The 25,928-nt window shown below is 35.3% G+C and carries 24 protein-coding genes, 1 other RNA gene and 1 pseudogene; 6 read left to right on the forward strand and 20 right to left on the reverse strand.

Annotated elements, in window-relative coordinates; translation table 11 throughout:
* Positions 1 to 106: 106 nt before the first annotated feature.
* Positions 107 to 700 carry a DUF2441 domain-containing protein gene (locus AC4BHP_RS12380; protein WP_490552521.1) on the reverse strand — a complete coding sequence of 198 codons (594 nt, stop codon included), beginning with the start codon at positions 698 to 700 and terminating at the stop codon, positions 107 to 109.
* 258 nt (positions 701 to 958) lie between these two features.
* Between AC4BHP_RS12380 and AC4BHP_RS12385 the strand changes: the two genes are divergently transcribed.
* Positions 959 to 1,510, forward strand: a complete 552-nt coding sequence (locus AC4BHP_RS12385; RefSeq protein WP_490552523.1) for a hypothetical protein — start codon at positions 959 to 961, stop codon at positions 1,508 to 1,510.
* Between the two features lie 622 nt (positions 1,511 to 2,132).
* On the opposite strand, the pseudogene AC4BHP_RS12390 reads toward AC4BHP_RS12385, so the two are convergent.
* The 16 genes and pseudogenes from AC4BHP_RS12390 to secG all read right to left on the reverse strand — a co-directional run.
* Positions 2,133 to 2,300: pseudogene (locus AC4BHP_RS12390) on the reverse strand (DNA polymerase III subunit beta); the annotation flags it as partial.
* Positions 2,301 to 2,517: 217 nt separating this feature from the next.
* Positions 2,518 to 2,718: a hypothetical protein gene (locus AC4BHP_RS12395; RefSeq protein ID WP_490552525.1), complete on the reverse strand. Its 201-nt coding sequence runs from the start codon at positions 2,716 to 2,718 to the stop codon at positions 2,518 to 2,520.
* A gap of 683 nt (positions 2,719 to 3,401) precedes the next feature.
* A complete protein-coding gene (locus AC4BHP_RS12400; protein WP_490552526.1) occupies positions 3,402 to 4,145 on the reverse strand; it encodes a hypothetical protein in 744 nt (247 codons plus the stop codon).
* Between the two features lie 122 nt (positions 4,146 to 4,267).
* Positions 4,268 to 6,301, reverse strand: a complete 2,034-nt coding sequence (locus AC4BHP_RS12405; RefSeq protein WP_490552527.1) for a hypothetical protein — start codon at positions 6,299 to 6,301, stop codon at positions 4,268 to 4,270.
* Between the two features lie 257 nt (positions 6,302 to 6,558).
* The gene (locus tag AC4BHP_RS12410) at positions 6,559 to 6,900 is read right to left on the reverse strand and encodes a hypothetical protein (protein ID WP_490552529.1); all 342 of its coding nucleotides are present in this window, start codon (positions 6,898 to 6,900) and stop codon (positions 6,559 to 6,561) included.
* 71 nt (positions 6,901 to 6,971) lie between these two features.
* Positions 6,972 to 7,943, reverse strand: coding sequence for a hypothetical protein (locus tag AC4BHP_RS12415; protein ID WP_490552531.1), 972 nt, complete (start codon positions 7,941 to 7,943; stop codon positions 6,972 to 6,974).
* 113 nt (positions 7,944 to 8,056) lie between these two features.
* Positions 8,057 to 9,541, reverse strand: a complete 1,485-nt coding sequence (locus tag AC4BHP_RS12420; protein ID WP_490552532.1) for a hypothetical protein — start codon at positions 9,539 to 9,541, stop codon at positions 8,057 to 8,059.
* A 6-nt stretch (positions 9,542 to 9,547) separates the two neighbouring features.
* Positions 9,548 to 10,627: a nucleoid-associated protein gene (locus tag AC4BHP_RS12425; RefSeq protein ID WP_490552534.1), complete on the reverse strand. Its 1,080-nt coding sequence runs from the start codon at positions 10,625 to 10,627 to the stop codon at positions 9,548 to 9,550.
* A gap of 20 nt (positions 10,628 to 10,647) precedes the next feature.
* Positions 10,648 to 10,824 (reverse strand): hypothetical protein, encoded by a 177-nt coding sequence (locus AC4BHP_RS12430; RefSeq protein WP_490552536.1) that lies wholly within the window; start codon positions 10,822 to 10,824, stop codon positions 10,648 to 10,650.
* A 580-nt stretch (positions 10,825 to 11,404) separates the two neighbouring features.
* Positions 11,405 to 11,767: a transfer-messenger RNA gene (gene ssrA / locus AC4BHP_RS12435) on the reverse strand.
* 138 nt (positions 11,768 to 11,905) lie between these two features.
* Positions 11,906 to 12,370 (reverse strand): SsrA-binding protein SmpB, encoded by a 465-nt coding sequence (gene smpB, locus AC4BHP_RS12440; RefSeq protein WP_066106290.1) that lies wholly within the window; start codon positions 12,368 to 12,370, stop codon positions 11,906 to 11,908.
* Between the two features lie 69 nt (positions 12,371 to 12,439).
* Positions 12,440 to 12,817 (reverse strand): RidA family protein, encoded by a 378-nt coding sequence (locus AC4BHP_RS12445; RefSeq protein WP_066106287.1) that lies wholly within the window; start codon positions 12,815 to 12,817, stop codon positions 12,440 to 12,442.
* A 137-nt stretch (positions 12,818 to 12,954) separates the two neighbouring features.
* Entirely contained in the window at positions 12,955 to 14,337 is a 1,383-nt protein-coding gene (locus tag AC4BHP_RS12450) for an L-cystine transporter (protein ID WP_148630672.1), read from the reverse strand.
* A gap of 202 nt (positions 14,338 to 14,539) precedes the next feature.
* Complete coding sequence (gene rnr, locus AC4BHP_RS12455; RefSeq protein ID WP_490552539.1) at positions 14,540 to 16,915, reverse strand: ribonuclease R; 2,376 nt, start codon at positions 16,913 to 16,915, stop codon at positions 14,540 to 14,542.
* A 41-nt stretch (positions 16,916 to 16,956) separates the two neighbouring features.
* Positions 16,957 to 17,697, reverse strand: a complete 741-nt coding sequence (locus AC4BHP_RS12460) for an alpha/beta hydrolase (RefSeq protein ID WP_490552541.1) — start codon at positions 17,695 to 17,697, stop codon at positions 16,957 to 16,959.
* A 141-nt stretch (positions 17,698 to 17,838) separates the two neighbouring features.
* Entirely contained in the window at positions 17,839 to 18,057 is a 219-nt protein-coding gene (secG, locus tag AC4BHP_RS12465; protein ID WP_373925489.1) for a preprotein translocase subunit SecG, read from the reverse strand.
* 177 nt (positions 18,058 to 18,234) lie between these two features.
* Between secG and AC4BHP_RS12470 the strand changes: the two genes are divergently transcribed.
* Entirely contained in the window at positions 18,235 to 18,768 is a 534-nt protein-coding gene (locus AC4BHP_RS12470; protein WP_490552543.1) for a hypothetical protein, read from the forward strand.
* A 91-nt stretch (positions 18,769 to 18,859) separates the two neighbouring features.
* On the opposite strand, the gene AC4BHP_RS12475 is transcribed toward AC4BHP_RS12470, so the two are convergent.
* Both AC4BHP_RS12475 and AC4BHP_RS12480 read right to left on the reverse strand, forming a co-directional pair.
* The gene (locus AC4BHP_RS12475) at positions 18,860 to 19,465 is read right to left on the reverse strand and encodes a nitroreductase family protein (RefSeq protein WP_066106273.1); all 606 of its coding nucleotides are present in this window, start codon (positions 19,463 to 19,465) and stop codon (positions 18,860 to 18,862) included.
* Between the two features lie 42 nt (positions 19,466 to 19,507).
* Positions 19,508 to 20,356 (reverse strand): VOC family protein, encoded by an 849-nt coding sequence (locus AC4BHP_RS12480; RefSeq protein WP_490552546.1) that lies wholly within the window; start codon positions 20,354 to 20,356, stop codon positions 19,508 to 19,510.
* A 174-nt stretch (positions 20,357 to 20,530) separates the two neighbouring features.
* Between AC4BHP_RS12480 and AC4BHP_RS12485 the strand changes: the two genes are divergently transcribed.
* From AC4BHP_RS12485 to AC4BHP_RS12495, 3 genes are all read left to right on the forward strand, one after another.
* Positions 20,531 to 20,866 (forward strand): winged helix-turn-helix transcriptional regulator, encoded by a 336-nt coding sequence (locus AC4BHP_RS12485; RefSeq protein WP_139892222.1) that lies wholly within the window; start codon positions 20,531 to 20,533, stop codon positions 20,864 to 20,866.
* Between the two features lie 311 nt (positions 20,867 to 21,177).
* The gene (gene putP / locus AC4BHP_RS12490; protein ID WP_139892221.1) at positions 21,178 to 22,644 is read left to right on the forward strand and encodes a sodium/proline symporter PutP; all 1,467 of its coding nucleotides are present in this window, start codon (positions 21,178 to 21,180) and stop codon (positions 22,642 to 22,644) included.
* Positions 22,645 to 22,921: 277 nt separating this feature from the next.
* Complete coding sequence (locus AC4BHP_RS12495) at positions 22,922 to 23,764, forward strand: aldo/keto reductase (protein ID WP_139892220.1); 843 nt, start codon at positions 22,922 to 22,924, stop codon at positions 23,762 to 23,764.
* 49 nt (positions 23,765 to 23,813) lie between these two features.
* Here the strand turns inward: AC4BHP_RS12495 and srtB are convergent, their stop codons facing one another.
* A complete protein-coding gene (gene srtB / locus AC4BHP_RS12500) occupies positions 23,814 to 24,563 on the reverse strand; it encodes a class B sortase (protein WP_180349981.1) in 750 nt (249 codons plus the stop codon).
* A gap of 711 nt (positions 24,564 to 25,274) precedes the next feature.
* On the opposite strand from srtB, the gene AC4BHP_RS12505 reads away from it, so the two are divergent.
* Positions 25,275 to 25,928: LysM peptidoglycan-binding domain-containing protein (locus AC4BHP_RS12505; protein ID WP_490552550.1), on the forward strand; the 654-nt coding region annotated here is incomplete at its 3' end.

Genomic DNA, 25,928 nt, shown 5'->3' on the forward strand with positions numbered 1-25,928 from the left:
ATTCCTTCTTCAACTAAACTGCCCCTTTAGCTGCATAAGAAAAGACCATCGATTTGACAGCCTTGATTAGAGAGAATAATTTTCCGAACCTCTCTTGCTATATCTACTAAATTACGTAATCGTGTATAATTTCCACAACTTCAATTTTTCCGTTAATCAGTAGTTCAGGAAGCTCGTTTTTTACATTACCTTTCCAATATTCTCTGGCTTGTTCAATTTTTCGAGAAAAAGAAACTCCATCTGCTTTTGGTAAAAGGTCTCCATCACCCTCAAAATAATTTCCTATCACTCGCAGTTTTACAATCTGAATAACTTTACGATTGTAAGTATCAAATAATTCTTTCCACTTTAGTGCTTCTTCATAGTTTTTCGCTGCGTATAAGCAAGATAATCTTGACGGATATTCAGGATATTCTTGCAGTCTAACCATCTCTGTTATCACTTCTCTGATAGCTCTAATCGTTTGATCCGTATAATCTGCAACTACCTTGGCATCCTCTTTATCCAAGTGCAATCCTTCATTTGAGAAATGACTGTATAAAATTCGGATAAAGTCTTCGTCTTTAGAATTAAATATTTCTCTTTCAAAAAAGAAACGATATAAGGTGTTTTTTTGGTTCTTATCAAAGTTAATGATTTGTCCGATATTCATTTTATTATTAGTAACAATGTGATAAGCATAAAACTCCGTCCCCTTCATACTTCTGCCTCCAGTTGAACTAATCAAGTTGGCTATATAATGCAACTCATCCTTCAAATCCACTAAGAATAGTTTTAAAATTGTTCTGTAACCTGTTACGTTACTATAATAGTTCAACAAAAAGGCCATTAATCCTTCTTCAACTAACCTGCCCCGTTTCTTCAATAAGGAATTTCAACGAAAAAGAGTGTAAACCCCTCTCATTCAACGCTCCATTAGTTTAGAATATAGGATATATCAACTAAATGAGGTGGGGTATTGTACGAAACAGAGACAAAACAAAAGGAAACTGAAAAAAATATTATTGATGTGACAAAAACATCTGATTATATCATTGTTTATATTGGTTTTTCTTTAATTGCTTTAGGAACACTCAATGCGTTTATAGATGTATCAGAAGTTTTTCTAATAGGAGCTACTATTTCAGGTCTTTTCTTTACGATAACGGATTTTCTTGTAGTAGGGAGTAGATTTTTTAAAAGCTATTATAGGCATATCATCAATATTTTGATAGCTGCTGGAGTCTTCTCTTTCTTTTTATTACCGATCCTCCTCCTATCCTATCCTCTCCTGCTCGATTTTTTTAGTTTCTTTTCTGAGGTAGGAACGTATTATGCTCTTGGATTAGTCATCATTGGGATGGCTGTGAAGTCAAGACTCAAAAATTTCGAAATAACAAGGGATATCATCAAGGAAATTCGTAGAATGAATAAAACCGATGAAGAGATGGTTGTTAAAATCCAGGACCTAATAAAGATGAATGAAATACTGCAAGAAGAGAATGATAGACTGAAAAAAGAAAAGCTGTGAAAAAAGACTTCTGTTTTTAGAAGTCTTTTTCTTTGGCTTTTTTCATATAGATTGGTGCATTTGAATAATAAGGGGAAAAGCATTTTTGGGATATCATTAAATGGAGATACTTTCTTTAACTAAGGGCAGATTAGTGGAAGTTCTTTTTTTGTATAACTGAAAATGATTTAGGTAATAATAAAGGTATAATAAATAACGACTAGCATTGGAAGTGCTGACCGTTATTTATCCATCTTTAGCGATGGAATTAACTGAATTATTTATAAGAAGATGAACCATCACCTACTTGGTCGGCAGGGTGGTTCTTTTTCATTTTCTGGTATTCAACAATACTAATGAAATTGGTACCAGAATAGGATATCAATATTAGGACCAAGATAATAATTCGCTAAAGCAATTAATTATGTTTCATCCTTCATTTGCTTGGAATTTTGGTATGATAATATCATTAATTAGGAAGTACAACTAAACTGAGGTGAAATCAATCAAACTTAAATATTTTATGCTGGATATGGATTCATATTAACACCAGCATTTCTAAGGCAGACATTTTGGGTAAGTATTTAACAAATTCATCTAGTTCTGATCTTGAATAAAAGCTAAATGCTTCAATTTCGTGTCAATCAACTGTACTTTCAGAAGGTTTTTTTACGATTTCAGCAAAGAAACGAGCTGCTAATACAATCGATCCAGCCTCTTTGATTTCAACTGATTCATTGCCATCTTCTTCAGTTGGGATAAAAGATTGATTGAGATATCAGAATCACTTCCTGGTTAAAGTTACCCCTTCCACACATACGAAAGGAGTAACTGCAATTACTGAAACATTACAATTAAAAGGACGATGACGAGATAGATTAATAATGACAGAAACATCAAGGATAAAAATACCTAATAAAACATCTAGTCATCGGCAACCACTAAAAAATGTGGCTTAGCAAGTCTGTTCAGTAGAATTAAATAAAAGCCCTTTCAGGATTGTTTTCAATCTCCTGAAGGGCTTTTATTTAAAAGAAGGTAGTTGTGCCTAGAACAGCGATTATAGCTGTCGAGAATCGCTTGATAGTAGTATGACTGACTTTCAATTCAAACACGATTTCTTTTGCAGCTTGCTTTTCCTTGCTGGTGATTGAAACTTTGTGACCTGTACTTGATGCTTGTACCTCGAAGACTTTGTTTCCTCTTTTGATTTTAAATATTGTTTCCATACTTACCATCCTCTTTCATTTGTGATGTGCTAACGGCAACGCGTTAGTCCGAAGCCTCCACCACTGAGATAAAGCTCCTTTCTATATGGGTCTGAAACTAAAGGATGGGTATAACTATGCTTTACCTTTTCATTGTACATTGCGGAATGGTGTTTCCCAATAGAAACTGGAAAAAATTTTAAAAAAATAAATGTGTTAGTCGATGATTGACATATTGATAGGTTGATTTATTATATTTGTTTAAGTATTATAAGATTTTCCCGGGATCAATATATAAACGAGCATTGGGAACTCTTCAAAAAAATGACTTTTTCAAGAATCATTAGAACCACATAAGCTGCAAAGCTAATTTAAAAAGTTAAAAGCCCGTCAAAATGACAGGCTTTTTATGGTCCTACTATCTATTTGAACCAAGGTAACCGGATATAAATACGAACCGAAATCAGTGAAACATCTCAAGCCCTTTAGAGGGGATTATTCCAAAGAAAAAGAATTAACCACTGAGTGCAGCTTTCAGATATGTTCATAAAGAAGCTGAGAATGCTATAAAAGTGGATAACTATGATATCCTCCCTTTTTTAGATTCAGAATCTGATATAGCAAATAAAGAAGGAATCTCTGTTTTTATAGTTCCGCTTTAATGTAAATGGTTCCATTTTGTTTCCTAGTTATAAAAGTACATTCTAACCAAAGTACTTGCTCCAAACTTCTGTATTATTACAAACTATACTTTCTATCGTTTGTCGGTTTACTAAAACTAATTTAAAACTATAATCTCTACCTATACCTGCAAACCAATCTATAAAATTTTGGGTTGTATTGCGATTGGTAGCTAATATATAGTAATCCAACTGGTGCATACCAACTTTAGCTAACTCTGAAAAAATTTCAGTCTGATTCATATTATTATTAATACTATTTGAATATTTACATTGCAGTATACATTTCTTTGTTGAGGAGCTTTTAGGAAAAGGGTATTCAATTAATTCATAATTTCCATCTCTCCCCCTATCTGTACCTTGGGAGATAAATGTAAAATTAGTATACTTATCATCCTTTAAAATTATCTCCCTACATAATTCTTCAAATGCATAGTCTTTTGTAGTACCACCAGCAGGAATCTTAATATTTGACCAATCGATTACTCGCCTCAAATTAATTGCTGTTTCGTATTCATCCTTATTTATCTCATTAGTAGTAACATCATTAAGCTCAAATGAAAATATCAGCCGTTCAGAAGGACGAGGATTTAGGTTCTCAAATAATACTTCATAATACTCTGTTTCACTTAGGCTAATACTTACAGAGATTTTATTTAGACCTTGTAATATTGAATTATCACCACCAGTAAAACCAAATAGTTTTATTATAGGGTCACTTTCTGTTTGAGGTCCTAAAATTGAAGCTGTATCTTTTCCCGGTGTCAATAAGTTCCTCTTCGTTTCCGATGGTAGATACACAGTGCATCTTGCCTGACCAGTGATAACTCCATCTATATTTATGATGTTACAGTTTTGACTTTTAACATAATCTAAAAGGGGGATGTGATTCACTTTATTATTTCCCCCCTTACCTGCTTTTCATCCGGTCTAACCGCTGCATACCATAATACTAATTCATCTATGTCCTTAAACGAAGAATCAGAAATTGTAGTGTAAATACTGAATAAGCAATCAGAAACCATTGATTCTAGTCTAGGTAACAATAAATTGACCGCATTATGTTTCTTTCCTTGAATTATTCTTTTCTTAAGAAAAGAGTAATTTTCTATGTCTCCCTTTAACCAGCTTCTAGCCTCTGAATATGTAAAACCACTTTCCGAAACATTCGGTCCTGCAAGTATATAAACAGCTCTATCAATCCAGTTTTGTGGCTGTTCTCCATCTTTAGTTAATAAAAATTCCAGACAGTCTATAAGTTGAATAAATTTGCTTGAATCATCTGTAACTCTTTCTATAAGATAATACTTTTCTAAAGACTGCTTAACTTTATTTGCTATATAGGAATTAAAGGAGTGAACCAAATCTAAGTACTCACCCCAAGGCTTACCTGCTGGATTGAAGTCCCCAACTAATTCTACTGGTAAAATATTATTCCCATCTACATAATGACTTAAATTTGTTGTTAGGTATGTAAATTTATCGTTGTTCTTTTTCGAAAATAACGTGAAACTCCCCAACTTAAAACCATAATTTGGTTTCCTTTCAATTAATAGAGTAATTGAAGAAAGGATATTTTTAATTTTATTTCTACCTTCTAAAATTGCATAATCTGAATCTTGTGGATGAGCCTCTATATCTTCTATAATTGCCCAACTCGAATCTCTAGTTGGGTCTGGTAACCCTAAAATTGAGCCTTTTTTGGGGAAACTATTTTCAATAAAAATCATCGCTTCAATAGTAGGCATTATAGTACAATTTCCTACCTTAAAAGATTTATCTATATTGACATTTATTAAAGGAATAGCTATAAACCAGTTGTTCACCTCCGAGATAGCATCCCAATACTCGAGCCAATTACCCTTCTTCTGTGAGAAAAGCAGATTAATTATTTCATAAAAGGATTCTTCTTTTTCTCTAGATGTTAAATTTATAAAATAAGAACCCCCAATCCTCAGTACTAACTCGTTTCCATATTGCTTATATCTATGTTTAAGGTGATTATCCTCAGTTAGAATTAATTTATTCTCTAGATTTGACTCTCGTATTACTTCTTTAATATTTTCGACTATATACGGTGTTTCCTTTTCAACAAATATTCTTGCAAAGCTCCTAATTTCATCTACACTGCTACAATGAGCTAACAATTGCTCTACATACTCTTCTTTCGGTATATTTAGATTCACTTTCTCAATAGCTTTTGGAAGTATATTTTTATAAATCAAGTCATTGATTTCTTCATAAGTCTTACCAATTCTTAATGTGTTGACATAATCCCTTGTTATAGAACGGTTCAAATCTTTTACAATGTTTTGATACATTTCATATTTATCATCTTTAATATAATTGATGGCTTCAGCAGCTATATCATATTGCAAAATTTCCCGAAAATTACTTGTCCACTTATCTTGAAATTTCAAACTCCAATCAAATCCAAATCCTTCAACAATTAAGTAATCCCTAATATCTAAAGCCATATGGTAGAGAGTTCTTCTTTTAGTGGAGTCCGGCTTGCCAATGTGCTTGATTTTTATGTTTGTATCTAATACTTCCTTTAAAGAAGGTAGGACTTCTCTAACAATAGAATCATTATTTTCTTCAACAAAAAAATCTCCTGGTTCCTTAATAGTAGTTGATAATCTCCTTAATAATTGTGTAAGTAAAACAATAAGTAAGTTCTCTTGATCACTTGAAGGAACACGTTTAATTAATTTATCTATTATTGAGCTTTCAAGAAAGTGGTTACTGAGACTTTCAATTAGGAACTCTTTCATTACTTCTTTAGTATGTGGTAAATGTTTCAATTCTTTAAGCAAACTGACTATTAATATATCTTCTAAATTATCAAATACTTTATCTTGTACAACTGAAATTTCTTGAACATAACCAGAGGCAAAATTTACGGTATTAAACTTTCTAAACATTGGCTTCCCTCCAAAGTGTATATAATTAATATACAATTTACCTTTAAAATGGTAAAAATAGACATAAGGTAATTATACAATAAATATATCTATAAATTTGTCAAAGCCTTTAAAAAAAATAGCCCAGCTATTGCTAGGCCATCTCTTCTGTATCTTTTTTTACCATAGTAATTCCCTAATTTAGGTTCAATTTCGAAACAACTTTCTTTTCAAACAATATTATTTATCCCTATTTGGAAGAGGTAATTAATTGCAGTTTAAAAAGATCCCCATAGTCTTCTTAAGAATTTAGCCCCTTCTTTTGTATATTTTAATGCTTTATCCTTTTTTATCTCTTTTTGATTTTTTTTAGTAAATCTCAATACTACCGAAGTATATAATTCCGGATATTCTTCTGCTTTTTTATGTACTTCCCACGGAAATTCTTTAGGGGTAATTTTCCCCCTGTTGGTTTCTAGTTCAATTATATCAACAAAAATGACATCTTCTGCTTTTGTTTTTAATAATGGTGGGCCTGCTTTAAGTGCTTGTTGATATGTTGGTCGTCTAATAATTACTTCCTCACCATTACCAATGATCATTTCTTCATACTTAGACATTAGGATTTCCTCCTTACTGTTAAAAATTTGGTTAGATTAAACTTTATTCTTTATCCCCGTTCTATAACTGATTAAGGTGTTTCGCTAAAAGCTATATCAATGAATTCCTTCAATATTTCTATAGTCACTAATTCAGCTTTTAAATTTATCCACCCTTGATAGGCTGGGCTCCAGCCAGTATGTTCAGGACTCTTTTCTTTTGAAATTGAAAGCATTTTTAGCTGTTCTTGAACAACTCTTCCACGATCAAAGTTTTCAAATGATAATAAAAGAGCGTGCATACGGCTATCAATTTTCGCAAAATACCTCTTTCTATTTTTCCGAGTATAAGATATTCCCGCACTTTTAGATTTTTTATTGGATAAGTCATTTGAGTATTTTGTTGTAATATAATTGTCTATCTCTCGAACTAACTCTCTTGTTTCAATTGGGAAAGACTGAAAGTAGTATTCTTTGGATTTCTCTTTTCCTAGTCCGTTTATATAACAAAACCCTAAAAATTGTTCTATTAAGAATCTTGTAATACTGTATTTACTTCCTTGTAGTTTACTTAATTGTGATTTCATAAATAAAATGACATCATCCCAAGTAAAGTGCATAGAGTCTATTACCAATTGGTTACTTAAAAAAAGTTTTTCGTGTTTTTTCATTTGGAAGTTCGTTAAACCATTATCAAGTTTTACTTCTAAGAGTATACAGAATTCACGGGTGGTTGAAATTATCGCAGCATCAGCCACACCCATTTGATTGACAATATCGGGTATTGAATCATTGGGTTTATTATTTGCTATGCCTATCACAATAGTATTTTTAAAAAGGTAGTTAAATCGTTTCTTTATTTGCAAATCATAAATTATTTGATCCGTCTCCGAACACTTGATTTTTATCTTTTCTTTTATAAAGTTATAAATTAGTTCCTTATGAGAATGTTGAAACACATTTATCAGTACTTTTGTAACATTGTTTTCACTTTGTAAAGTATTATCCCCACTCCTATATGAATGAAATATATTATCGTATACTTTAATCGCCTCACTTAGCATATAACCCTCCATATAATTTTATAGCTTTAAATTAAATGGCCAAGCATAAGCTTGACCATTTCTAAAACCGATGTATGTTTTAAATACCTATAATAAAAGTTAATAAAGTTTTTCTAAAAATGACTGAAAAACCAATTTAGTATATTGAAATCAAACTGAAAATAGACACCAACAAATATGGCAGTAAGAGAAGTCAGTGAATTTATTACCCAGGTTGCAATACTATAATGTCTAAAGATTTCTAATTGTCTTTTAATGTTATTGCCTACAATTTCATTAATTCTTTCTTCAAAGAAGATTTTCCTATAATCAATTATTCTGCTATCGTAATATTCTTTTTTCAAATTTATATTTTTAAATGCATAAATATAATAATAGGCAGTCAACAGAATAACAAAGCCACCATAGATATAGAGTATTATTGGCAATAATAATTGACTATTCGTCCGTTGTGAAAACCCAATAATTGCAGTAAGACTGGCAGCTAATATCCCAAACATATTACTTGTCATTAGACCTGTTATTGAATTTATTTGCTTTTCAATTTCATTAGTTGTATGTCTTACAAAGTCTTCCAGTTGCCTTCTTTCGTTTAAATACTTATCCATACTTTTATCAATGTAGATCTTGTAATTTTCCTTTATTGCTAGAAAAATATCATATATATTTTCAACTAAAAGACTTATATCCTCTGATCGTTCTTTATTAATGTATAGACTAACAACGTTTTGCGTTAAAGCTAGTTTATCTGTTGACTTCTCAGAATATAGCCATTCATATAATTTGAAAAGGTGATGTATATTGTCTAACGGACCACTATAGTCCACTTTAAAATGTACGTGCCGTAATCCTTTAAAAGTACTGTAATAACTATTGTCCTTTGAGCTAAATTCAGTAAATGAGGCAATAAAACCTATACTTATTGAAATGAAGCATCTATTAACATAATCAACTAATTCATTTAATACCGGGTTGGTTGAATTATTAAGATAAAAAGCGGTCGGGGTAATTTTTGTACTAGCAGAAACCCAGTGAAGATTTTCATCCCTTTCCTTTATTTTTTTCAGTTCATCTTTTATATCCACATTAAAGCTGTTTGCAACTCTATTTAAATCTGATGTTATCGTCAGCCAGCCATTTGAAATGAACAGATCTTGATCCGATTGAAATATGTAGATAACAGTATACCTTTCTATATTGGGGAATAAAAAAGCTTCTAAATCCACAATAGAAAGTTTCTTTAACTCCTTTAAAAGATTTGCTGGAGAAGAATAAATTACGTTATTATAATCTTCTATATTATCCTTTTTCAAAAGAAAAATTTTTTTAAATCGAATTATACAAGTTAAAGAATCATTAAATAATTCTAGGTCTCTCTTAAGTTCATCCTGTTCTTTCGGGATTGAAAAGTTGGCATTATCTGATGAATCTTCAATACTTATATGAAAAGGATTATTAAATTCAGAACTAAACTTAGATATAAATTCTTTAAGATTATCTTTAGTTGTGCTACTTTGATATTCTATATCTGTAACTGACTCATTATAGTGGCTAAATTTATACACTTTTAGATACTCAAATAATAGAGATAAGTTCATATCAAGTTACTCCACACTTAATATTTTCAAACCCTTAATAGTTACGTCTGCTACGTATTCACCTGAATCGTTTTTGTATCTCTTCCATTTAAAATGATCTTCGTCTTCAAAAACGCTTGGCTCAATATTTAATTTCACTCCGTTCAAAGCTAAAATTCTTTGTTTCTTATATCTTTTTGCTACATCTTCTGATTTTTTAAACTCTCTTCTTGTTACCCCTTGTTGTTCAAAGTATTCTAGTAATTTTTCTATATGTAAATTATCCGCTTGCTGTTCATTATCGAAATGAGATGCTGCAAAAGTTTCAATATTAATATTCTCACTAGTTACCACTAAATTTATTGCACTTTCATAAATTTCTTTCCTTTTACTTTCCGTAATAGCTTCATATTCTTCATATATCTTTTTTGCTCCGCGAATAAAACTTTTTGTATTAGTATTTTCATCGTCTAATAGGGAAATATTCAAGAAACCTTGTCGAAAAAACTTTGATATATCATTTTCATCTTTATTTGATTGCTGCCTGTCTAAAACAATTAAATCATATTGTTCTTCATCAAGGTTACCAGGATCTTTTTTTATTACAAAAGATGCTTTTTGAAGTCTACGCCCCAATTCAGGCCAGCCTTTTTCTAGCCTTTTTATAGATATATATCGTTTTCCATCTTTAATTGATGTTTCAGAAATATATTGATCCTTATAGTCTAATTTCAACATTCCAATCAAATATTTGCCGTTCGATTCAAATAAACAAATCACTAAGTCTGCCGCAGAAATACTCTGATTTCCCATTGTCTGAAACAAGTTTCGTGCTAGAGCGTTGGAATTTTCCACAAAGGTTTCTGGAGCATTAAAAATTTTATCGCAATGTAAATTTACATTATTGCTATTTGAATCAATAAATTTTGCAAAGCGAATTCGAACATCCTCTAAACCACTTCTTGTATGTGTTTCAATTACTTCCTTTAGATCAGTGGTTAATTCTAACTCTAATTCCGATAGTTCTAAACCATTTGGATAATTATTTTGATTATCCAAACGATGAATTATTGCTTTTTCTAGTGTTAAATCACTGACTTTTAACAAAGATATGCCCCCCAATATCTTTAGGTTATTTCTTCATATTCCAAGTTAACGAATTCCAGTTCCTCAGTAGAATAATACTGTAAAATCCCATTTGATTTTAAAGCATATTCTAACGCCTTTTCACCCGTTTCTGCAGAATATATTCCAAGTTCAATCCATTTATCATCTTTTTCGACATAAATTCTAAAATTACTCATATTCATACCTCCCTAACAATAATTATTCCCTTAATTAATGTTATTAAAATAGGAGGGATAAATATGTTATCTTATTTATTAGGGTTGCAAAAACATTGATTTATTTTTAATTTTAACATACCATAACCCCTTTTATAGGTATTTTTGGTAAAAAAGGGAATTTTACTTACAGTACACACGATTCATCTTCTAACTGTTTTTCCTTAGGACCAATGGCTGTGATAATTCATTGGAAACTGGATAAACAATATATAAAACAATGATATAAACATTGAATATGACAGAACTTATTCGTTTGAGAATTTGCCAGCTATTATTGATGACATTTGTAATTTTCTCTCCCAAGCGGAACCCCTTAAAGGAGAGTTATGGATCTTGCGAAGAAAAGTCTTTATAAATGTGAAAAGACAACTGTCCTTAGTCTAAACAGTTGTCTTTAATCTTCGTTTTCTATTCTTATTTCGCATTAACACAAGCATAAAATGGCATTGAATATACAAAAGCATAAAATGGCAATAGTGCCATTTTATGCTTAAAGTAATAGTCATATATAAAACAAAAACCACCAAAATTATGTATTTGGTGGAGACGGTGGGAGTCGAACCCACGTCCAAAGATAACGGCACTTATGCATCTACGAGTGTAGTCGATATATTGGCAATTCGCTGTGCCTTATGCCTATCGACAGGCGTCCGGACAGCTAGTCTGGTTATTCTCTTCCTTCTCCCTCAGACGGTGAGATCCGGCGTAGTCCACTAAAGTTGAGTCCCTTACCCTACCACATGGACGATGGAGGGAGGAACAGCTTATCGACTGTTATTAAGCAGCGAAAGCTAAGTTGTTGTTTTGTTTGCCAGTTATAGGCTGTGACGTTTTAACGAGGCCGATCCCCTCGACTCGCAACATAAGCTCGAACTACCCCTGTCGAATCCGTAACGTCCCCATGATAAGAATGTGGATCGTACGAAATGAAGAAGCGTACTTTGAGCGTTGCTTCTATTCAATTGTGGTACATAAGTAATTATAACATAATGAATATGAAATTCAATTGTAAGAACTTGGTGAGAGTACCAGTCAAAGCTTAACGCTGACGTTCTTTGAACGCTCGTTCGATCTCACGCTTTGCTTCTTTTCTCTTCAAGTCTTCACGTTTATCATAATTCTTTTTACCCTTACCTAAACCGATCAAAACTTTTGCAAAACCGTTCTTTAAATACAGCTTCAATGGAACAAGTGCATATCCCTGTTCTTTTGTGGAACCAATTAATTTACTGATTTCCTTATTATGCAAAAGTAGCTTACGCACACGCAATGGGTCGTGATTATAGCGGTTACCCTGCTCATATGGGCTAATATGCATTCCCATTAAGAATACTTCCCCATTAATAATCCTTGCATATGAATCCTTTAAGTTCACACGACCATTTCGAATCGATTTTATCTCAGTTCCCTGCAAAACAATTCCTGCTTCATAGGTTTCCTCGATAAAGTAATCATGGTACGCTTTTTTATTTTGGCCGATTACCTTTCCTGAACCTTTTGGCATATAATTGCCCCCTCTCTCTTTATATGGGTTAGGTGAATAAAGAGCCCAGAATATCAGGCTCTCCTTTTATCATACTACAGCAATGGCTTCTATTTCTACAAGTCCGTCTTTTGGAAGCCGCGCTACTTCTACCGCACTCCTTGCCGGAAAGCTGCCGGTAAAGTAGGTTGCGTATACTTCATTAACTGCTGCAAAATCATTCATATCATTCAGGAAGACCGTTGTCTTCACAATTTGGTCCAAACCAAGGCCTTCTTCGTTTAAAATGGCCTGAATATTTTTAAATGCTTGGTGAGTTTGTTCCTTCACACCATCTTTTAATTCGCCCGTCTCAGGATCTAATCCTAGCTGGCCTGATGTATAAATAAACCCATTCACTCGAATGGCTTGAGAATATGGCCCGATTGCGGCCGGTGCTTTAGCTGTTTGAATCGTAATCTTACTCATTCTAGTATTCCTCCATTTCGCTAAATTCCATACCTTTAGTATTCGATTGAAATGTCCTCTTATCCTTCCATCAGGAATGGGATGCGGACTTAAAGAAAAAAGGAAGATGCAACAATTACGCATTCTTCCTTACTCTTTTATGCTTCAAGTGAATTCATTTCAACCATTTTACCATTGTATACTTCTTTGTTCAATTCGCCTGTCATACGGCCGGTTACTAATCCTGCTGTTGCTGAACCGCTGACATTAAGAGCTGTTCTTCCCATATCAATTAATGGTTCTACAGAGATCAGTAAGGCAGCTATACCAATTGGCAGGTTCATGCTGGATAATACGATTAATGCGGCAAAGGTAGCTCCTCCGCCAACACCAGCTACACCAAATGAACTGATAGCTACAATGATGACTAATTGAATAAGGAAAACGGGATCTAGCGGATCAGGTGCAATCATTACAGCCAGCATAGCCGGGTAAATTCCTGCACATCCATTTTGACCAATAGACGCTCCCAATGAAGAAGAAAAGTTAGCAATCCCTTCAGAGTTACCAAATTGTTTGGTTTGAGTCTCTATATTAATAGGAATAGCTGCCGCACTGGACCGGGATGTAAAAGCAAACGTAAGTAATGGACCCATTTTCTTAACATATTGCATTGGATTTAAACCGCTAAAGAATAATATAACTAAGTGGATCAGGAACATCACGATTAATGCTACATAGGAAGCAATAACAAATGTAGATAATTCAATGATTCCTTGTACATTTGTATTAGCAATGGTTGTAGCCATTAACGCTAAAATACCATACGGTGTTAAACGAAGAATCAACGTAACGATTCGCATGACAATTTTATATAAGGCATTAATGATTTTCTCAAATGTTTCAAATTCTGCAGGTGCCTTTCTTCTAACACCAATTGCCGCAATTCCAACAAACGCTGCAAAAATAACAGTTGCGATTGTAGAAGTAGGTCGTTGGCCAGTCAAATCAAGAAACGGATTTGTTGGGATGACCTGCAAAATACGTTCCGGAAAGCTTTGGTTCTCTACTTGAACCATAGTTTCTTCTAATTGAGCAGAACGCGCCTCTTCTGCTTCGCCAGATTCAAGATGGTCCGCTGATAAATCAAACGTTAAGGCACTGCCAATTCCAACAGCTGCCGCTATAGCTGTTGTTAATACCAGAATTCCGATAATGGAGAAACTGATTTTACCAACTCCAGCCTGCCCTTTTATGCGAATGATAGCCGATATAATCGACACAACGATCAAAGGCATGACAATCATTTTCAAAAAGCTAACATACCCTGTTCCAACAATACTGTACCAGTTTTTTGTATCTGCCAATACAGCACTCTCAGGATCAAATGCCAATTGAAGGAATACACCTAAAAGAATTCCTAATCCAAGACCTGTAAATACTCGTTTTGCAAAAGAAACATGTTTCTTTTGCATATAGAAAAGTACACCGACTAATGCTAACAAAATAAGAATATTTATAATAACTAAGGTCGTATCCAATTCAATCTCTCCCCCTTTTAATTCATACTAAATACATATGTATTATATAGATTGTACTGTCTATTGTACAGTATTATGACTAGACAAGCTGTTTTTCTATATCATCAATTCTTTTTTATCTATATACCTCAGCATGGTAAATATAACCACAAATCTAACACAAAGAAAAGAGAGCCAACATAAGTCAGCTCTCCTCTGCTTATTATCGTTTTTTCTTCTTACCGGATTTGCGCTTGGCAGCCGGTGCGTTTTCGTAAAACTTCTTTTTCTTTCTTGGGCCTTTTTTATCGGAGCTTTCTCCAGGCTTACCTTTGCCTTGGCCTTTCGGACCGCGCTTGTCTCCATTTCCTCCCTGTGGTTTGGAAGAATCCTTGCTGCGGTTTTTACCCGGTTCTGCTCTAAAAATACGTTTTTCACCGGAAACTCGTTCACGGTTGTCTTTCATCCCAACAATTTCAAAGTCAATGGTACGCTCATCTTTATTTACATTAATGACCTTTACGGTGATCTCGTCTCCGATTCGGAAAACCTTAGCTGTACGTTCACCAATCATCGCATATTGACGGTCGTCAAAATGATAGTAATCATCAGTCATGTAGCTGACATGGACAAGACCTTCAATTGTGTTGGAAAGCTCAACAAACATACCGAAGTTTGTGACAGAGCTAATAATCCCGTCAAACTCCTCGCCAACTTTATCTTCCATGTATTCAGCTTTCTTCAGATCATCTGTTTCACGCTCAGCATCAACCGCGCGTCTTTCCATTGAGGAAGTATGCTGCGCAATCTCACCAAGTCTTTCATTCCATTTTTCCTGCGTCTCTTTGCTTAGCTCCCCATTTATTAAATACGTACGAATTAAGCGGTGGACAATTAAGTCCGGATAACGGCGGATCGGTGATGTAAAGTGAGTATAATAATCGGTCGACAATCCAAAGTGTCCCAAGCTTTCAGGATCATACTTTGCTTGTTTCATGGAGCGAAGCATGACTGTCGATACGACCATTTCCTCCGGTTTTCCCTGTACTGCTTCAATGATTTCCTGCAAAGCACGCGGGTGAATGGAATTGGCTGTACCACGAACGATATAGCCAAAGTTCACGATAAAGTCGAAGAATTTTCTCAGCTTCTCTTCATTAGGATCTTCGTGAATCCGATAAAGGAAAGGCACGTCCATCCAATGGAAATGCTCAGCTACTGTTTCGTTGGCTGCCAACATAAATTCTTCAATTAATTTTTCTGCAACAGAACGTGTACGAAGAACAACATCGGTTGGTTCTCCATTCTCATCAACAAGGATTTTCGCTTCTTTAAAATCAAAATCAATGGCTCCTCTGCGCATCCTTTTTTCGCGAAGAATTTCAGCTAATTTTTCCATTTCCTCAAACATTGGAACAAGCGGTTCATAGCGCTCAATCAATTCTTCGTTCTTATCAACAAGAATCTCATTCACATCTGAATACGTCATACGCTCCGTTGTTTTAATTACGCTCTGGAAAATCTCATGGGAAACAACAGTTCCTTCAGAATCAATTTCCATTTCGCATGATAATGTTAAACGGTCAACACGTGGATTCAATGAACAAATCCCATTTGAAAGACGATGCGGTATCATCGGAATAACTCGATCCACGAGATAGATACTTGTTGCACGCTCTGCCGCTTCCTTATCAATTGGCGATCCTTCGGTTACATAATGAGAAACATCGGCAATATGTACACCCAATTTATAATTTCCATTATCAAGTCTCGTTACTGTAACAGCATCATCCAAGTCCTTCGCATCCGCACCATCAATCGTGACAATCGTTTCATTTCTAAGGTCACGACGATTGGCCAGATCTTTTTCATCTATGACTTCAGGTGTTTGATTAGCTTGTTCTAACGCATCTTCTGGAAATTCTCCTGGCAAACCAAACTTATGAATAATCGATAAAATATCAACACCCGGGTCATTTTTATGCCCTAAGATCGTGATAACTTCACCTTCTGCCGACATTCTGCCTTCTGGGTAATTTGTTATTTTAACAACTACTTTATGTCCTTCAACGGCACCGTTCTTCGCCTCGTTAGGGATAAAGATATCATTAGCCATTTTTTTATCATCTGGGATTACAAAACCAATCCCTCTTGTTTCCGTGTATGTCCCTACGACATTTTGGACACCGCGTTCAATGATTTTAACAATGGTACCTTCCCGTCTTTGGCCTGATGACTGTGAAGAGACACGGACCATAACAATATCACCATGCATCGCATTATTTAACTCATGCGGAGGAATAAAAATATCATCCAAGCCTTTCTCTTCAGGTAGCACAAAAGCAAATCCCTTAGCATGACCGGATACCTTCCCTTTTACAAGGTTCATACGTTCTGGCAGTCCATAACGATCAGAACGAGTTCTCACGATTTGACCATGCTCCTCCATATACACAAGAGCCTTCACAAAATCCTTGAAATCCCCGGAGTCTTCTACCCCCATTGCTGCCTCTAATTCTTGTACGGTCATGGGTTTGTAAGCTTCTTCTTTCATATAAGAATATAGCTTTTCTACATGTTGACGTATCATGTCATCCATCACAAACCCCTCCTTTCTTTCCTTTATCATTAATCTATCTATTAATTTGCCCAATCAAGACTCTCTAAAAACGCAAAGACATCCTGATGAAGCTGATCACGTTCTTTATCCAGTGTTATCACATGGCCTGATTCCTCATACCATTTTAATGTTTTTTGTTCAGTATTTGCAGAATTATAGATAATATTAGCGCTGTCAGTATTGATCATATGATCGTGGCGTGCCTGAGCAACAAAAAGCGGGACATCCACTTGATTCACGTGATCTCTTACATTGCCAATCAATTCTTGCAAGGCTTGCAGGGTATTCATTGGACGAAAACGATTCATTTCTTCCTCAATTTGTTCCTGACTTTTACCTTCACGCTTTTTATACTGACGGGCATACTCAAGTACCCCATCATACATAACTTTTTCACTTTTTATATACATAGGTGAACACATGGTTACGATACCCTTAACAGGTACAGTGTAACCTAATTTCAAGGAAAATACCCCTCCTAATGAAAGGCCTGCTACCGCAATTTCCTTATGGCCCATTGCCCGCAATCGATCATAGGCTTTCATACAGTCCTTCCACCAATCAATTGGTCCGGATTCTACCAATTCCTCAGGAGGTACTCCGTGCCCTTTATATTGCGGTGCGTGGCATGTATATCCCCTGCTTTCAAGATATCGGCCTAGCATCCTCACATCAGCGCTATTCCCTGTAAAACCGTGAAGCAATAAGACTGCCCGGTTTCCTCCCTCAAATGTAAATGGTTTTGGCTGAGTTAATTTCATATAAAAAATCTCCCTTTGTTAAAACTTATACTATGTACTATTAGTTTACGATGTCAGAGGAACAAAACGCTATTAATAAGAACGATTTACACATCAAAAAAAGCCTGGCAAAGCTGCCAGGCAATGTTTGTTTTCGCACTATTACTTTGCAAAGAAAGAAACCAAAATGGTTAAAACAAAAAATAATACGGATAAAACAATAGTAGCGCGGTGTAAATATAAATCAAGTCCTCTGGCCTTTTGTTTACCAAAAAGCTGTTCAGCACCACCGGAAATTGCGCCGGATAAACCTGCACTTTTACCGGATTGCAGTAAGACCACAACAATTAAACTAATACATGTGATAACCAATAATACCATGAGCGTAGTATGCAACACGAACAAATACCTCCTAATTACGGTCTTATCAATACTATCACTTTACCATAACCACCTTTTTTTCACAATAACTAACAAGGAGATAATAGTTAAATTCACCGCAGGCAGGGTATAATCAAATAAGAGGATTCAAAACCCGTGATAGAGGGGGACATGATTATGTTTACCGATTGGTTATATAAAGTAAATTACATAAATATGATTGGATTTATTTTTGGCAGTTTAATGATGTTCTTCGTATGGAATGCCCCCTTAATGGGAGCTCTTGTACTCGCGGCCGGTGTACTTTTAATTCTTTCTAAACTTAATGGAAGGCCATTCATCTATTTTATGACCTATTTTGTACATCTATGTTTGATTGGTTTATTGATTTTTGAACTCTTATCTATAGAATGGTTGTCTATTAACCCCATCCTTTTCGTAGTGTGTATAGCAGCACTGATTAGCATAATAGCAGTCATTATTCGCTCGAATACGAGCACTCTAAGCCTCTTTTGGTTGGCATTACATATCTTAATACTTGCCTATGGATTTATTGGCGAAGGCACTTTCTGGTCGACTGTTTGGAGTCCGGTATCTGTCCAGGCAGTATTTAAAACCTTCTATTCTATATTAATCGCATTTTTCCTGATTGGCGTATTTCTCGATCGTTTTCAAAACGAACTAAAGAGAGAGTATCGCGATAGAAATTAATTGAAAAGACGCTCACCTTTTAGCGCCTCAAGGTAGATATACAATCTAACTTTTGGAGTTAACTAAAAATGGAGCGTCTTTTTTAGTTGATTTATTTATACACTTTCACACGATCTTCAATTGGATTGAATTGTTTTTCACCGGCAGGAGCAACTGGTTTACCAAATGGCATTTGGGCGGATAATCTCCAGCTTGCAGGTATATTCCAGGTTGCCTTCACTTCTTCATCAATCAACGGATTGTAATGCTGAAGTGTAGCTCCTAATCCTTCCGCTTCAAGAGCTGTCCAAACGACGAGCTGCAGCATTCCGGAGGCTTCATTAGACCAAATAGGGAATTTATCTGCATATAGATCAAATTGTGACTGCAGCCCCTCTATGACCGATTGATCTTCAAAGAAGAGTACAGTGCCATATCCAGCATTAAACATATCCATTTTTTCCTGAGTGCCACCAAAATTTTCGGCAGGTACGACTTTTCGTAATGTTTCAGTTGTGATACTCCAAAACTTATTACTTTGTTCTCCAAATAATACGACTACTCTTGCGCTTTGTGAGTTAAAGGCAGATGGTGTATGCTTGACGGCGAATTTAACAATCTCCTCTACTCTTTCTTCAGAAATTACCTTTTCATTACTAATCGCATACAGTGAACGTCTTTTTTCAATTGCTGATAAAAATTCATTTGTATTTGTCATGATTTATTCCTCCCCAATGTTTTTATACATACTAAAATCTATTTAGACAGATAACCGAATAGATAAACCAAACGGGTCTGTTGTTACCCAAATTCCATTCTCTTCTCGAACTTCAGCACCTATATTATTCAAACGTGAAATCACTTCTTCTCTTTGTTCATGATTAGGATAATGAATAGTGAATGTTTGGAGTCCCACACTTTCTTTTGAAGCAGCCGGTATATTCCTGCCATTCCATACATTTAAACCGATATGATGGTGGTAGCCACCTGTGGACAAAAACAATGCCTGATTTCCATAACGAGTAACTACATTAAATCCCAATCCCTGGAAATAAAACTCCTCCGCCAGTTCAAGATTGCCAATATGCAAATGAATATGCCCCATTGCCGTATCAGACGGAAGGCCTTTCCACATCGTGTCTTCTCCTGCTGCCAATACTTCTTCTGCCTTCAAAGGCTCCGTAACCATATGAACCTCTTTGTCTTTCCATATCCATGAGGAAGCTGGGCGATCTGCGTAAATTTCAATTCCATTCCCATCAACATCCTGTAAATATAGTGCTTCACTAACATGATGATCTGAAGCACCCAATGGGTAATTAATTTTTGCAATATGATGCAAAAAGCTTCCTAAATCTGCACGTGAAGGCAACAATAAAGCAAAATGGTACAGCCCGGTTTTATGTGCCTCTTTTGGTATAACATTTTCAGGTTGAATCAAAGTTAATAATGGTGTTTCCCCATCAGCTGTTAAAACTGTACGATTCTCCTCTTTCTCCAGCACTTTAAAACCAATGATGTTTTCGTAAAAGGCGAGCGATCTTTCCATATTAAGTATCTTCAATTCAAGACTTTTCACAAACGTATTTGTTTTCTGATGAAAGTTCATATTACTCTCTCCCAAATGGCATTTTGTTTTTTTATAATTTAATCAGTACATAACTTACTTTATGTAAGTAATTATACTTTAGTAATAAATTTATATCAAGTAAATTATTTCCTATAAATAATTATATGATTTTTCAATAATACGATATAATATAGACCAGAGGGGTGATGTAATATGAATCAATCTCACATTTGTCCTAAATTTGAGAAAGCTATGGATATCCTCAGCCGCCGTTGGTCAGGGTTAATTATTTATCAACTGCAATCCGGTCCTCAGCGTTTCTGTACGCTGGAATCCTCAATTGGTATCAGTGGGCGAGTACTATCTGAACGGCTAAAGGAATTGGAAAAACAAGGGATTGTCAAACGCGAAGTTTATCCGGAAACGCCGGTCCGAATTGAATATTCCTTAACAGAAGCAGGAGAAGCCATGAAGCCTATGATGCAATCCATTGCAAAATGGGCCGATGAATGGATGAAAAAGGATTCTCCAGAAACTGATCAAAAATAAATGCCGATTGCGCTGGCCGCTATCGGCTTTTTCTTTTTTTTTATTAGAATAAGAGGTTTCTCCTATTCTCCCATCCCATCATTATTTTTATTTTTCACTTGTTTAGGTGCTAGTTATAAAATGCCCTAGTACAAGCGTTAATTATATAAGCATTCATCTAAAAGCTATATATTCAGTATCTTGAGTTTTTGATCTATATATATAAAGTGAATTATTTTGACTTTTCTGATAAACTAAATAAACGATTTTACTTCTAAATGATAAGTAGAAAGTGCAGGACAAATTAGACAAGAGATAAAGGGGGAGCACAGTTGGATTATGCATTATTAACATCAGTCATTATTTATATGATTTTAATGCTCGGAATCGGATATTTTGCCTATAAAAGAACATCGAATTTATCTGATTATATGCTTGGCGGCAGAACACTCGGACCTGCCGTAACAGCTTTGAGTGCAGGGGCGGCTGATATGAGTGGCTGGCTGTTAATGGGATTACCCGGAGCTATGTATCTATCCGGTCTTAGCGCAGCATGGATTGCCATCGGTTTAACGATAGGAGCCTGGGCGAACTGGATTTATGTAGCTCCGAGACTGCGTACGTATACACAAATAGCCAATGATTCGATTACAATACCTGGCTATTTAGAGAACCGCTTTGGTGATACATCAAAGATACTTCGCTTAATTTCTGGACTTGTTATTCTAGTATTCTTTACCTTTTATGTTTCATCGGGGATGGTTTCCGGCGGTGTACTTTTCCAAAGTACATTCGGACTTGATTACCATACTGGATTAATAGTTGTTACACTGGTAGTAGTAGCATACACTTTGTTCGGAGGATTTCTTGCCGTCAGCTGGACTGACTTTGTACAAGGAATCATCATGTTCGTTGCACTGATTCTCGTTCCAATCGTCACTCTCATTGAAGTGGGAGGATTAGGAGAGTCCATTGATACAGCACGATCCATTAATCCTGCCTTATTAGATATTTTCAGAGGAACAACGATACTAGGCATCCTTTCTTCCATTGCCTGGGGACTTGGTTACTTCGGCCAGCCTCATATCATTGTCCGCTTTATGGCTATTTCATCTGTTAAAGAAATTAAAAAGGCTCGTCGCATCGGGATGGGATGGATGATTTTCTCCATCATTGGTGCGATGCTGACTGGTTTTATCGGGATTACGTATTTTTCACAAGCAGGCACTCCATTGGATAACCCGGAAACAGTATTTATCGTTTTAGGCGAAGTATTATTCCATCCGATCATTACCGGATTTTTAATCTCAGCTATTTTAGCTGCCATTATGAGTACCATTTCTTCGCAGCTTCTCGTTACATCCAGTTCGTTAACAGAAGATATTTACAAAACATTCTTCAAACGATCAGCATCTGATAAAGAACTTGTTTTCTTGGGAAGATTGTCCGTTTTAATTGTCTCGATTGTCGCGTTATTTTTATCCTGGGAAAAGAACTCAACGATTCTTGAACTGGTTGGTTATGCTTGGGCAGGCTTCGGATCATCATTCGGTCCGCTCATCCTGTTAAGTCTCTTCTGGAAACGTATGAATAAATGGGGAGCATTGGCAGGTATCGTTGTGGGAGCCCTGACTGTTATTATTTGGTCTAGCATAGGTCTCTCTGATACACTCTATGAAATGATTCCTGGCTTTGGAGCAAGCACACTTGCCATCATCATTGTCAGCTTACTGACCGCTCCACCGAAGCAAGAAGTTAGTATTCAATACAAGCAATTTAATGATTTAATGAAGCAATAGAATTAAAAACATTGAGGCGAGCCTCAATGTTTTTTTATTGATTTTTAGCCCCAAATGACTGAACTCTTACCCCAAAAACGGAGTCGGCGGCAATCTGTTAGCACCGGCCAAAACAGGAGATTACGATCAGATTACTGAAATCGCAAAGATGTATATTGAAAAGGCTGAAGCAGCAAGGAAAAAATAAGAATTCATTCTATTAACTAAGTTGAACAGTCATCCTTTATAATAAAAGAATAGTTAGAAAAAACCAAATTAGACAGAGGAGGATTCAGATATGCCAACAAATCTCAAAGATACAGTCACCTTACATAATGGCGTTGAAATGCCATGGCTTGGATTGGGCGTTTTTAAAGTTCAAGAAGGTGAAGAGGTTATCCAGTCTGTTAAAGCAGCCATCCAAAATGGATATATCAGCATTGATACAGCTGCCATTTACGGTAATGAAGAAGGCGTAGGCCAAGCGATCAAAGAATCAGGTGTGCCACGCGAGGATTTATTTATTACAACAAAGTTATGGAATAGTGAACAAGGATATGAATCTACCTTAAAAGCCTTCGATGAAAGCATGGAAAAGCTAGGCTTGGATTACTTGGATCTTTATCTAATTCATTGGCCTGGTAAGGATAAATATAAAGAAACATGGAAAGCCTTTGAAAAACTCTACAAAGATGGACGCGTTCGTGCAATTGGTGTAAGCAACTTCCTGATTCATCACCTTGAGGATTTAATTTCTACCGCTGAAATTAAACCAATGGTGAATCAAGTGGAATTCCATCCTCATTTAACATTGGAAGACTTGCGTGCTTTCTGTAAAAAAGAAGGAATCCAATTGGAAGCATGGTCTCCATTAAAACGAGGAGAGCTTTTGGACAATCCAGTGCTCAAAGAAATTGCTGAAAAGCATAATAAATCAGTTGCTCAAGTCATCTTACGATGGGATCTTCAACATGGCGTTGTAACGATTCCAAAATCAATCAAAGAACACCGTATCATTGAAAACTCTCAAGTGTTTGATTTTGAACTATCTCCTGAGGAAATGGACAGAATCGATCAGCTTAACGAGGATAGCCGTTCCGGATCTCATCCTGATACAATGAAAGCAGGCTTTGAAGATTAATAATAATCAGGAGGCAGCTTATACGAGCTGCCTCCTTTTTATTGAAATATTAATGTTGCTCTGCATATACTCCTTCTTCTATAAGTCTTGCATGGACCACTCTTCTTCCGTCCTTTAAGCCTTGACTACACGTTGAGAGCGTTAAAACCTTATCCTTATCAGTCAATGGTTCTTTCTTATAGCTAAAATCTGACCTTGATTGTAATTGGTTTATAAAAGCAAGATACTGTTCACTAGTTCCAAACTCAGTTTGGATATAATTAAAATCTGGATCTGTGTTATAAGTAGAAAAAACCTCCCACTTATAATAGCCCGTTTTCCCATAAAAGTTTATATATCTATGCTCGTAAAGAAAGTTTTCATCCTTGTATTTATTCAAATCATGAAACATCGTACCGTTCTTCATATTATGTCCATAAAGAATGATATGATTGTCTGCAAACCCTTCCTGATTACGATAATCCATAAAAATACTTCCCTGAATGGACGAGCTATTGTTAAAATCATGCGTTAAATAGTAACTGTTATCATCACCCTGTACAACAGGGTAGTCAATGGCTGTTCCATCAATGGTGATCCAACCAACCGATTGGTCATTCAGCTCTACCAATTTAGTAAAATCGGCATTACCTGTCTCTTCTGATATGACCTTGTGTTTATCTTGATCCAGCTGCTTCTCCAATTTATACATCTGATATTCATCCATTGCATATTGAAACAAATAAATTCCTGACCAGCAAAACACAATCAGTAGTCCTAAACCGATTAACTTTGATATAATTGTCCGACTTCTCTTCATGCCTCTCAACTCTCTTAAGGAAATTATTATTCTTATATAACATAAGTTTAATAACAGACATTTCAGAATACAATAGCCTATCAAATAAAACAAAACCCACATTATAAGCATAAGGAGGTTAAAGTCTGACTAAATCTATCCCTTTTAAGGTTTTATAAAACTTCTCAAGCGTTTTCGGGAATTATATACATACTCGGATAGGAATTTTAGTTCGTAGAATTATTCTTTTTACTCCCTTTCACAATCTATATTGGTATTTAAGTATTCCCTCACCAATTTCCATTGAAATCTCTTCTTGTAGTAATTTAGTCATCTCAAATTCTCATTTTAGTTGTTCATCTTTCATTGAAACAATCAATCATCCGTTTGTATGCTTTTAAATGATAAACTTAGTTGCTGATCTGTTTCTTCACTTAATTCCAATTCCCAGTGCATTAGTTTATTACTGTCCAGTCTCATCCTTATGTCTTTCTCGAGAACGGTACCAATTTAGGGAGAACATGGATATTTTTCGTCATTATTCGACAATATTTGCATAAAACTTGACTGAATTTTCTCTTTAATGTTACCTTCAATATGGTTAACCAAAAGTTTACTATTTAAATTGTTAAATAGATTGTTTGTTTATATGCGAATAAATATTATTAAACTAGTATTCCTAGGCATTAGTTGATAATATACCTAAACAATACTGGAGGCACATTTTATTATATGAAAATAAAGATAGCCCTTACGATGACATCAGTCATTTTGTTAAGCCCCATGTCAACTTTTGCTGAAACATACACAGTAAGATCTGGTGATAACTTATGGGATATATCGGAACGTAATTATGTTAATTTTCAAGCACTTTTAGAAGTTAATAATCAAATTCCGAATAAAGACTTAATCTATCCCGACCAAGTTATTAACATGCCTGATACTATGAATGAATATACCGTACTTTCTGGCGATACATTATGGGATATTGCCAGGAAATTAGACGTGGATTTTCTTGAATTACTAAATGTAAATTCTCAAATTCATGATAAAGATCTAATCTTTCCAGGACAAAAAATTAATTTACCAAAGGTGACAGAATCTGAGAAAACCAATTTGGAAGTTACTAAACCTGAAGAAACTACTCCTGAAGTAATGGTGCCTGTTGAGACTACTCCTGAAGTAACGGAGCCCGTTGAAACTACTCCCGAAGTAACGGAACCTGTTGAGACTACTCCTGAGGTCACGGAACCTGTTGAGACTACTCCCGAAGTAACGGAACCTGTTGAGACTACTCCCGAAGTAACGGAACCTGTTGAGACTACTCCTGAAGTAACGGAACCTGTTGAGACTACTCCTGAAGTAACGGAACCTGTTGAGACTACT

Source organism: Pradoshia sp. Z4_20 (assembly GCF_058216035.1).

What these genes read in the sequence shown, in the direction of transcription:
- AC4BHP_RS12460 (WP_490552541.1), bottom strand. Translation starts at nt 17,697, where the DNA reads ATGAAATTAACTCAGCCAAAACCATTTACATTTGAGGGAGGAAACCGG.
- smpB (WP_066106290.1), bottom strand. Translation starts at nt 12,370, where the DNA reads ATGCCAAAAGGTTCAGGAAAGGTAATCGGCCAAAATAAAAAAGCGTAC.
- AC4BHP_RS12405 (WP_490552527.1), bottom strand. Translation starts at nt 6,301, where the DNA reads ATGTTTAGAAAGTTTAATACCGTAAATTTTGCCTCTGGTTATGTTCAA.
- AC4BHP_RS12485 (WP_139892222.1), top strand. Translation starts at nt 20,531, where the DNA reads ATGAATCAATCTCACATTTGTCCTAAATTTGAGAAAGCTATGGATATC.
- AC4BHP_RS12470 (WP_490552543.1), top strand. Translation starts at nt 18,235, where the DNA reads ATGTTTACCGATTGGTTATATAAAGTAAATTACATAAATATGATTGGA.
- AC4BHP_RS12495 (WP_139892220.1), top strand. Translation starts at nt 22,922, where the DNA reads ATGCCAACAAATCTCAAAGATACAGTCACCTTACATAATGGCGTTGAA.
- srtB (WP_180349981.1), bottom strand. Translation starts at nt 24,563, where the DNA reads ATGAAGAGAAGTCGGACAATTATATCAAAGTTAATCGGTTTAGGACTA.
- rnr (WP_490552539.1), bottom strand. Translation starts at nt 16,915, where the DNA reads ATGGATGACATGATACGTCAACATGTAGAAAAGCTATATTCTTATATG.
- AC4BHP_RS12475 (WP_066106273.1), bottom strand. Translation starts at nt 19,465, where the DNA reads ATGACAAATACAAATGAATTTTTATCAGCAATTGAAAAAAGACGTTCA.
- secG (WP_373925489.1), bottom strand. Translation starts at nt 18,057, where the DNA reads ATGGTATTATTGGTTATCACATGTATTAGTTTAATTGTTGTGGTCTTA.
- AC4BHP_RS12380 (WP_490552521.1), bottom strand. Translation starts at nt 700, where the DNA reads ATGAAGGGGACGGAGTTTTATGCTTATCACATTGTTACTAATAATAAA.
- AC4BHP_RS12430 (WP_490552536.1), bottom strand. Translation starts at nt 10,824, where the DNA reads ATGAGTAATTTTAGAATTTATGTCGAAAAAGATGATAAATGGATTGAA.
- AC4BHP_RS12480 (WP_490552546.1), bottom strand. Translation starts at nt 20,356, where the DNA reads ATGAACTTTCATCAGAAAACAAATACGTTTGTGAAAAGTCTTGAATTG.
- AC4BHP_RS12415 (WP_490552531.1), bottom strand. Translation starts at nt 7,943, where the DNA reads ATGCTAAGTGAGGCGATTAAAGTATACGATAATATATTTCATTCATAT.
- AC4BHP_RS12395 (WP_490552525.1), bottom strand. Translation starts at nt 2,718, where the DNA reads ATGGAAACAATATTTAAAATCAAAAGAGGAAACAAAGTCTTCGAGGTA.
- AC4BHP_RS12420 (WP_490552532.1), bottom strand. Translation starts at nt 9,541, where the DNA reads ATGAACTTATCTCTATTATTTGAGTATCTAAAAGTGTATAAATTTAGC.
- AC4BHP_RS12445 (WP_066106287.1), bottom strand. Translation starts at nt 12,817, where the DNA reads ATGAGTAAGATTACGATTCAAACAGCTAAAGCACCGGCCGCAATCGGG.
- AC4BHP_RS12410 (WP_490552529.1), bottom strand. Translation starts at nt 6,900, where the DNA reads ATGTCTAAGTATGAAGAAATGATCATTGGTAATGGTGAGGAAGTAATT.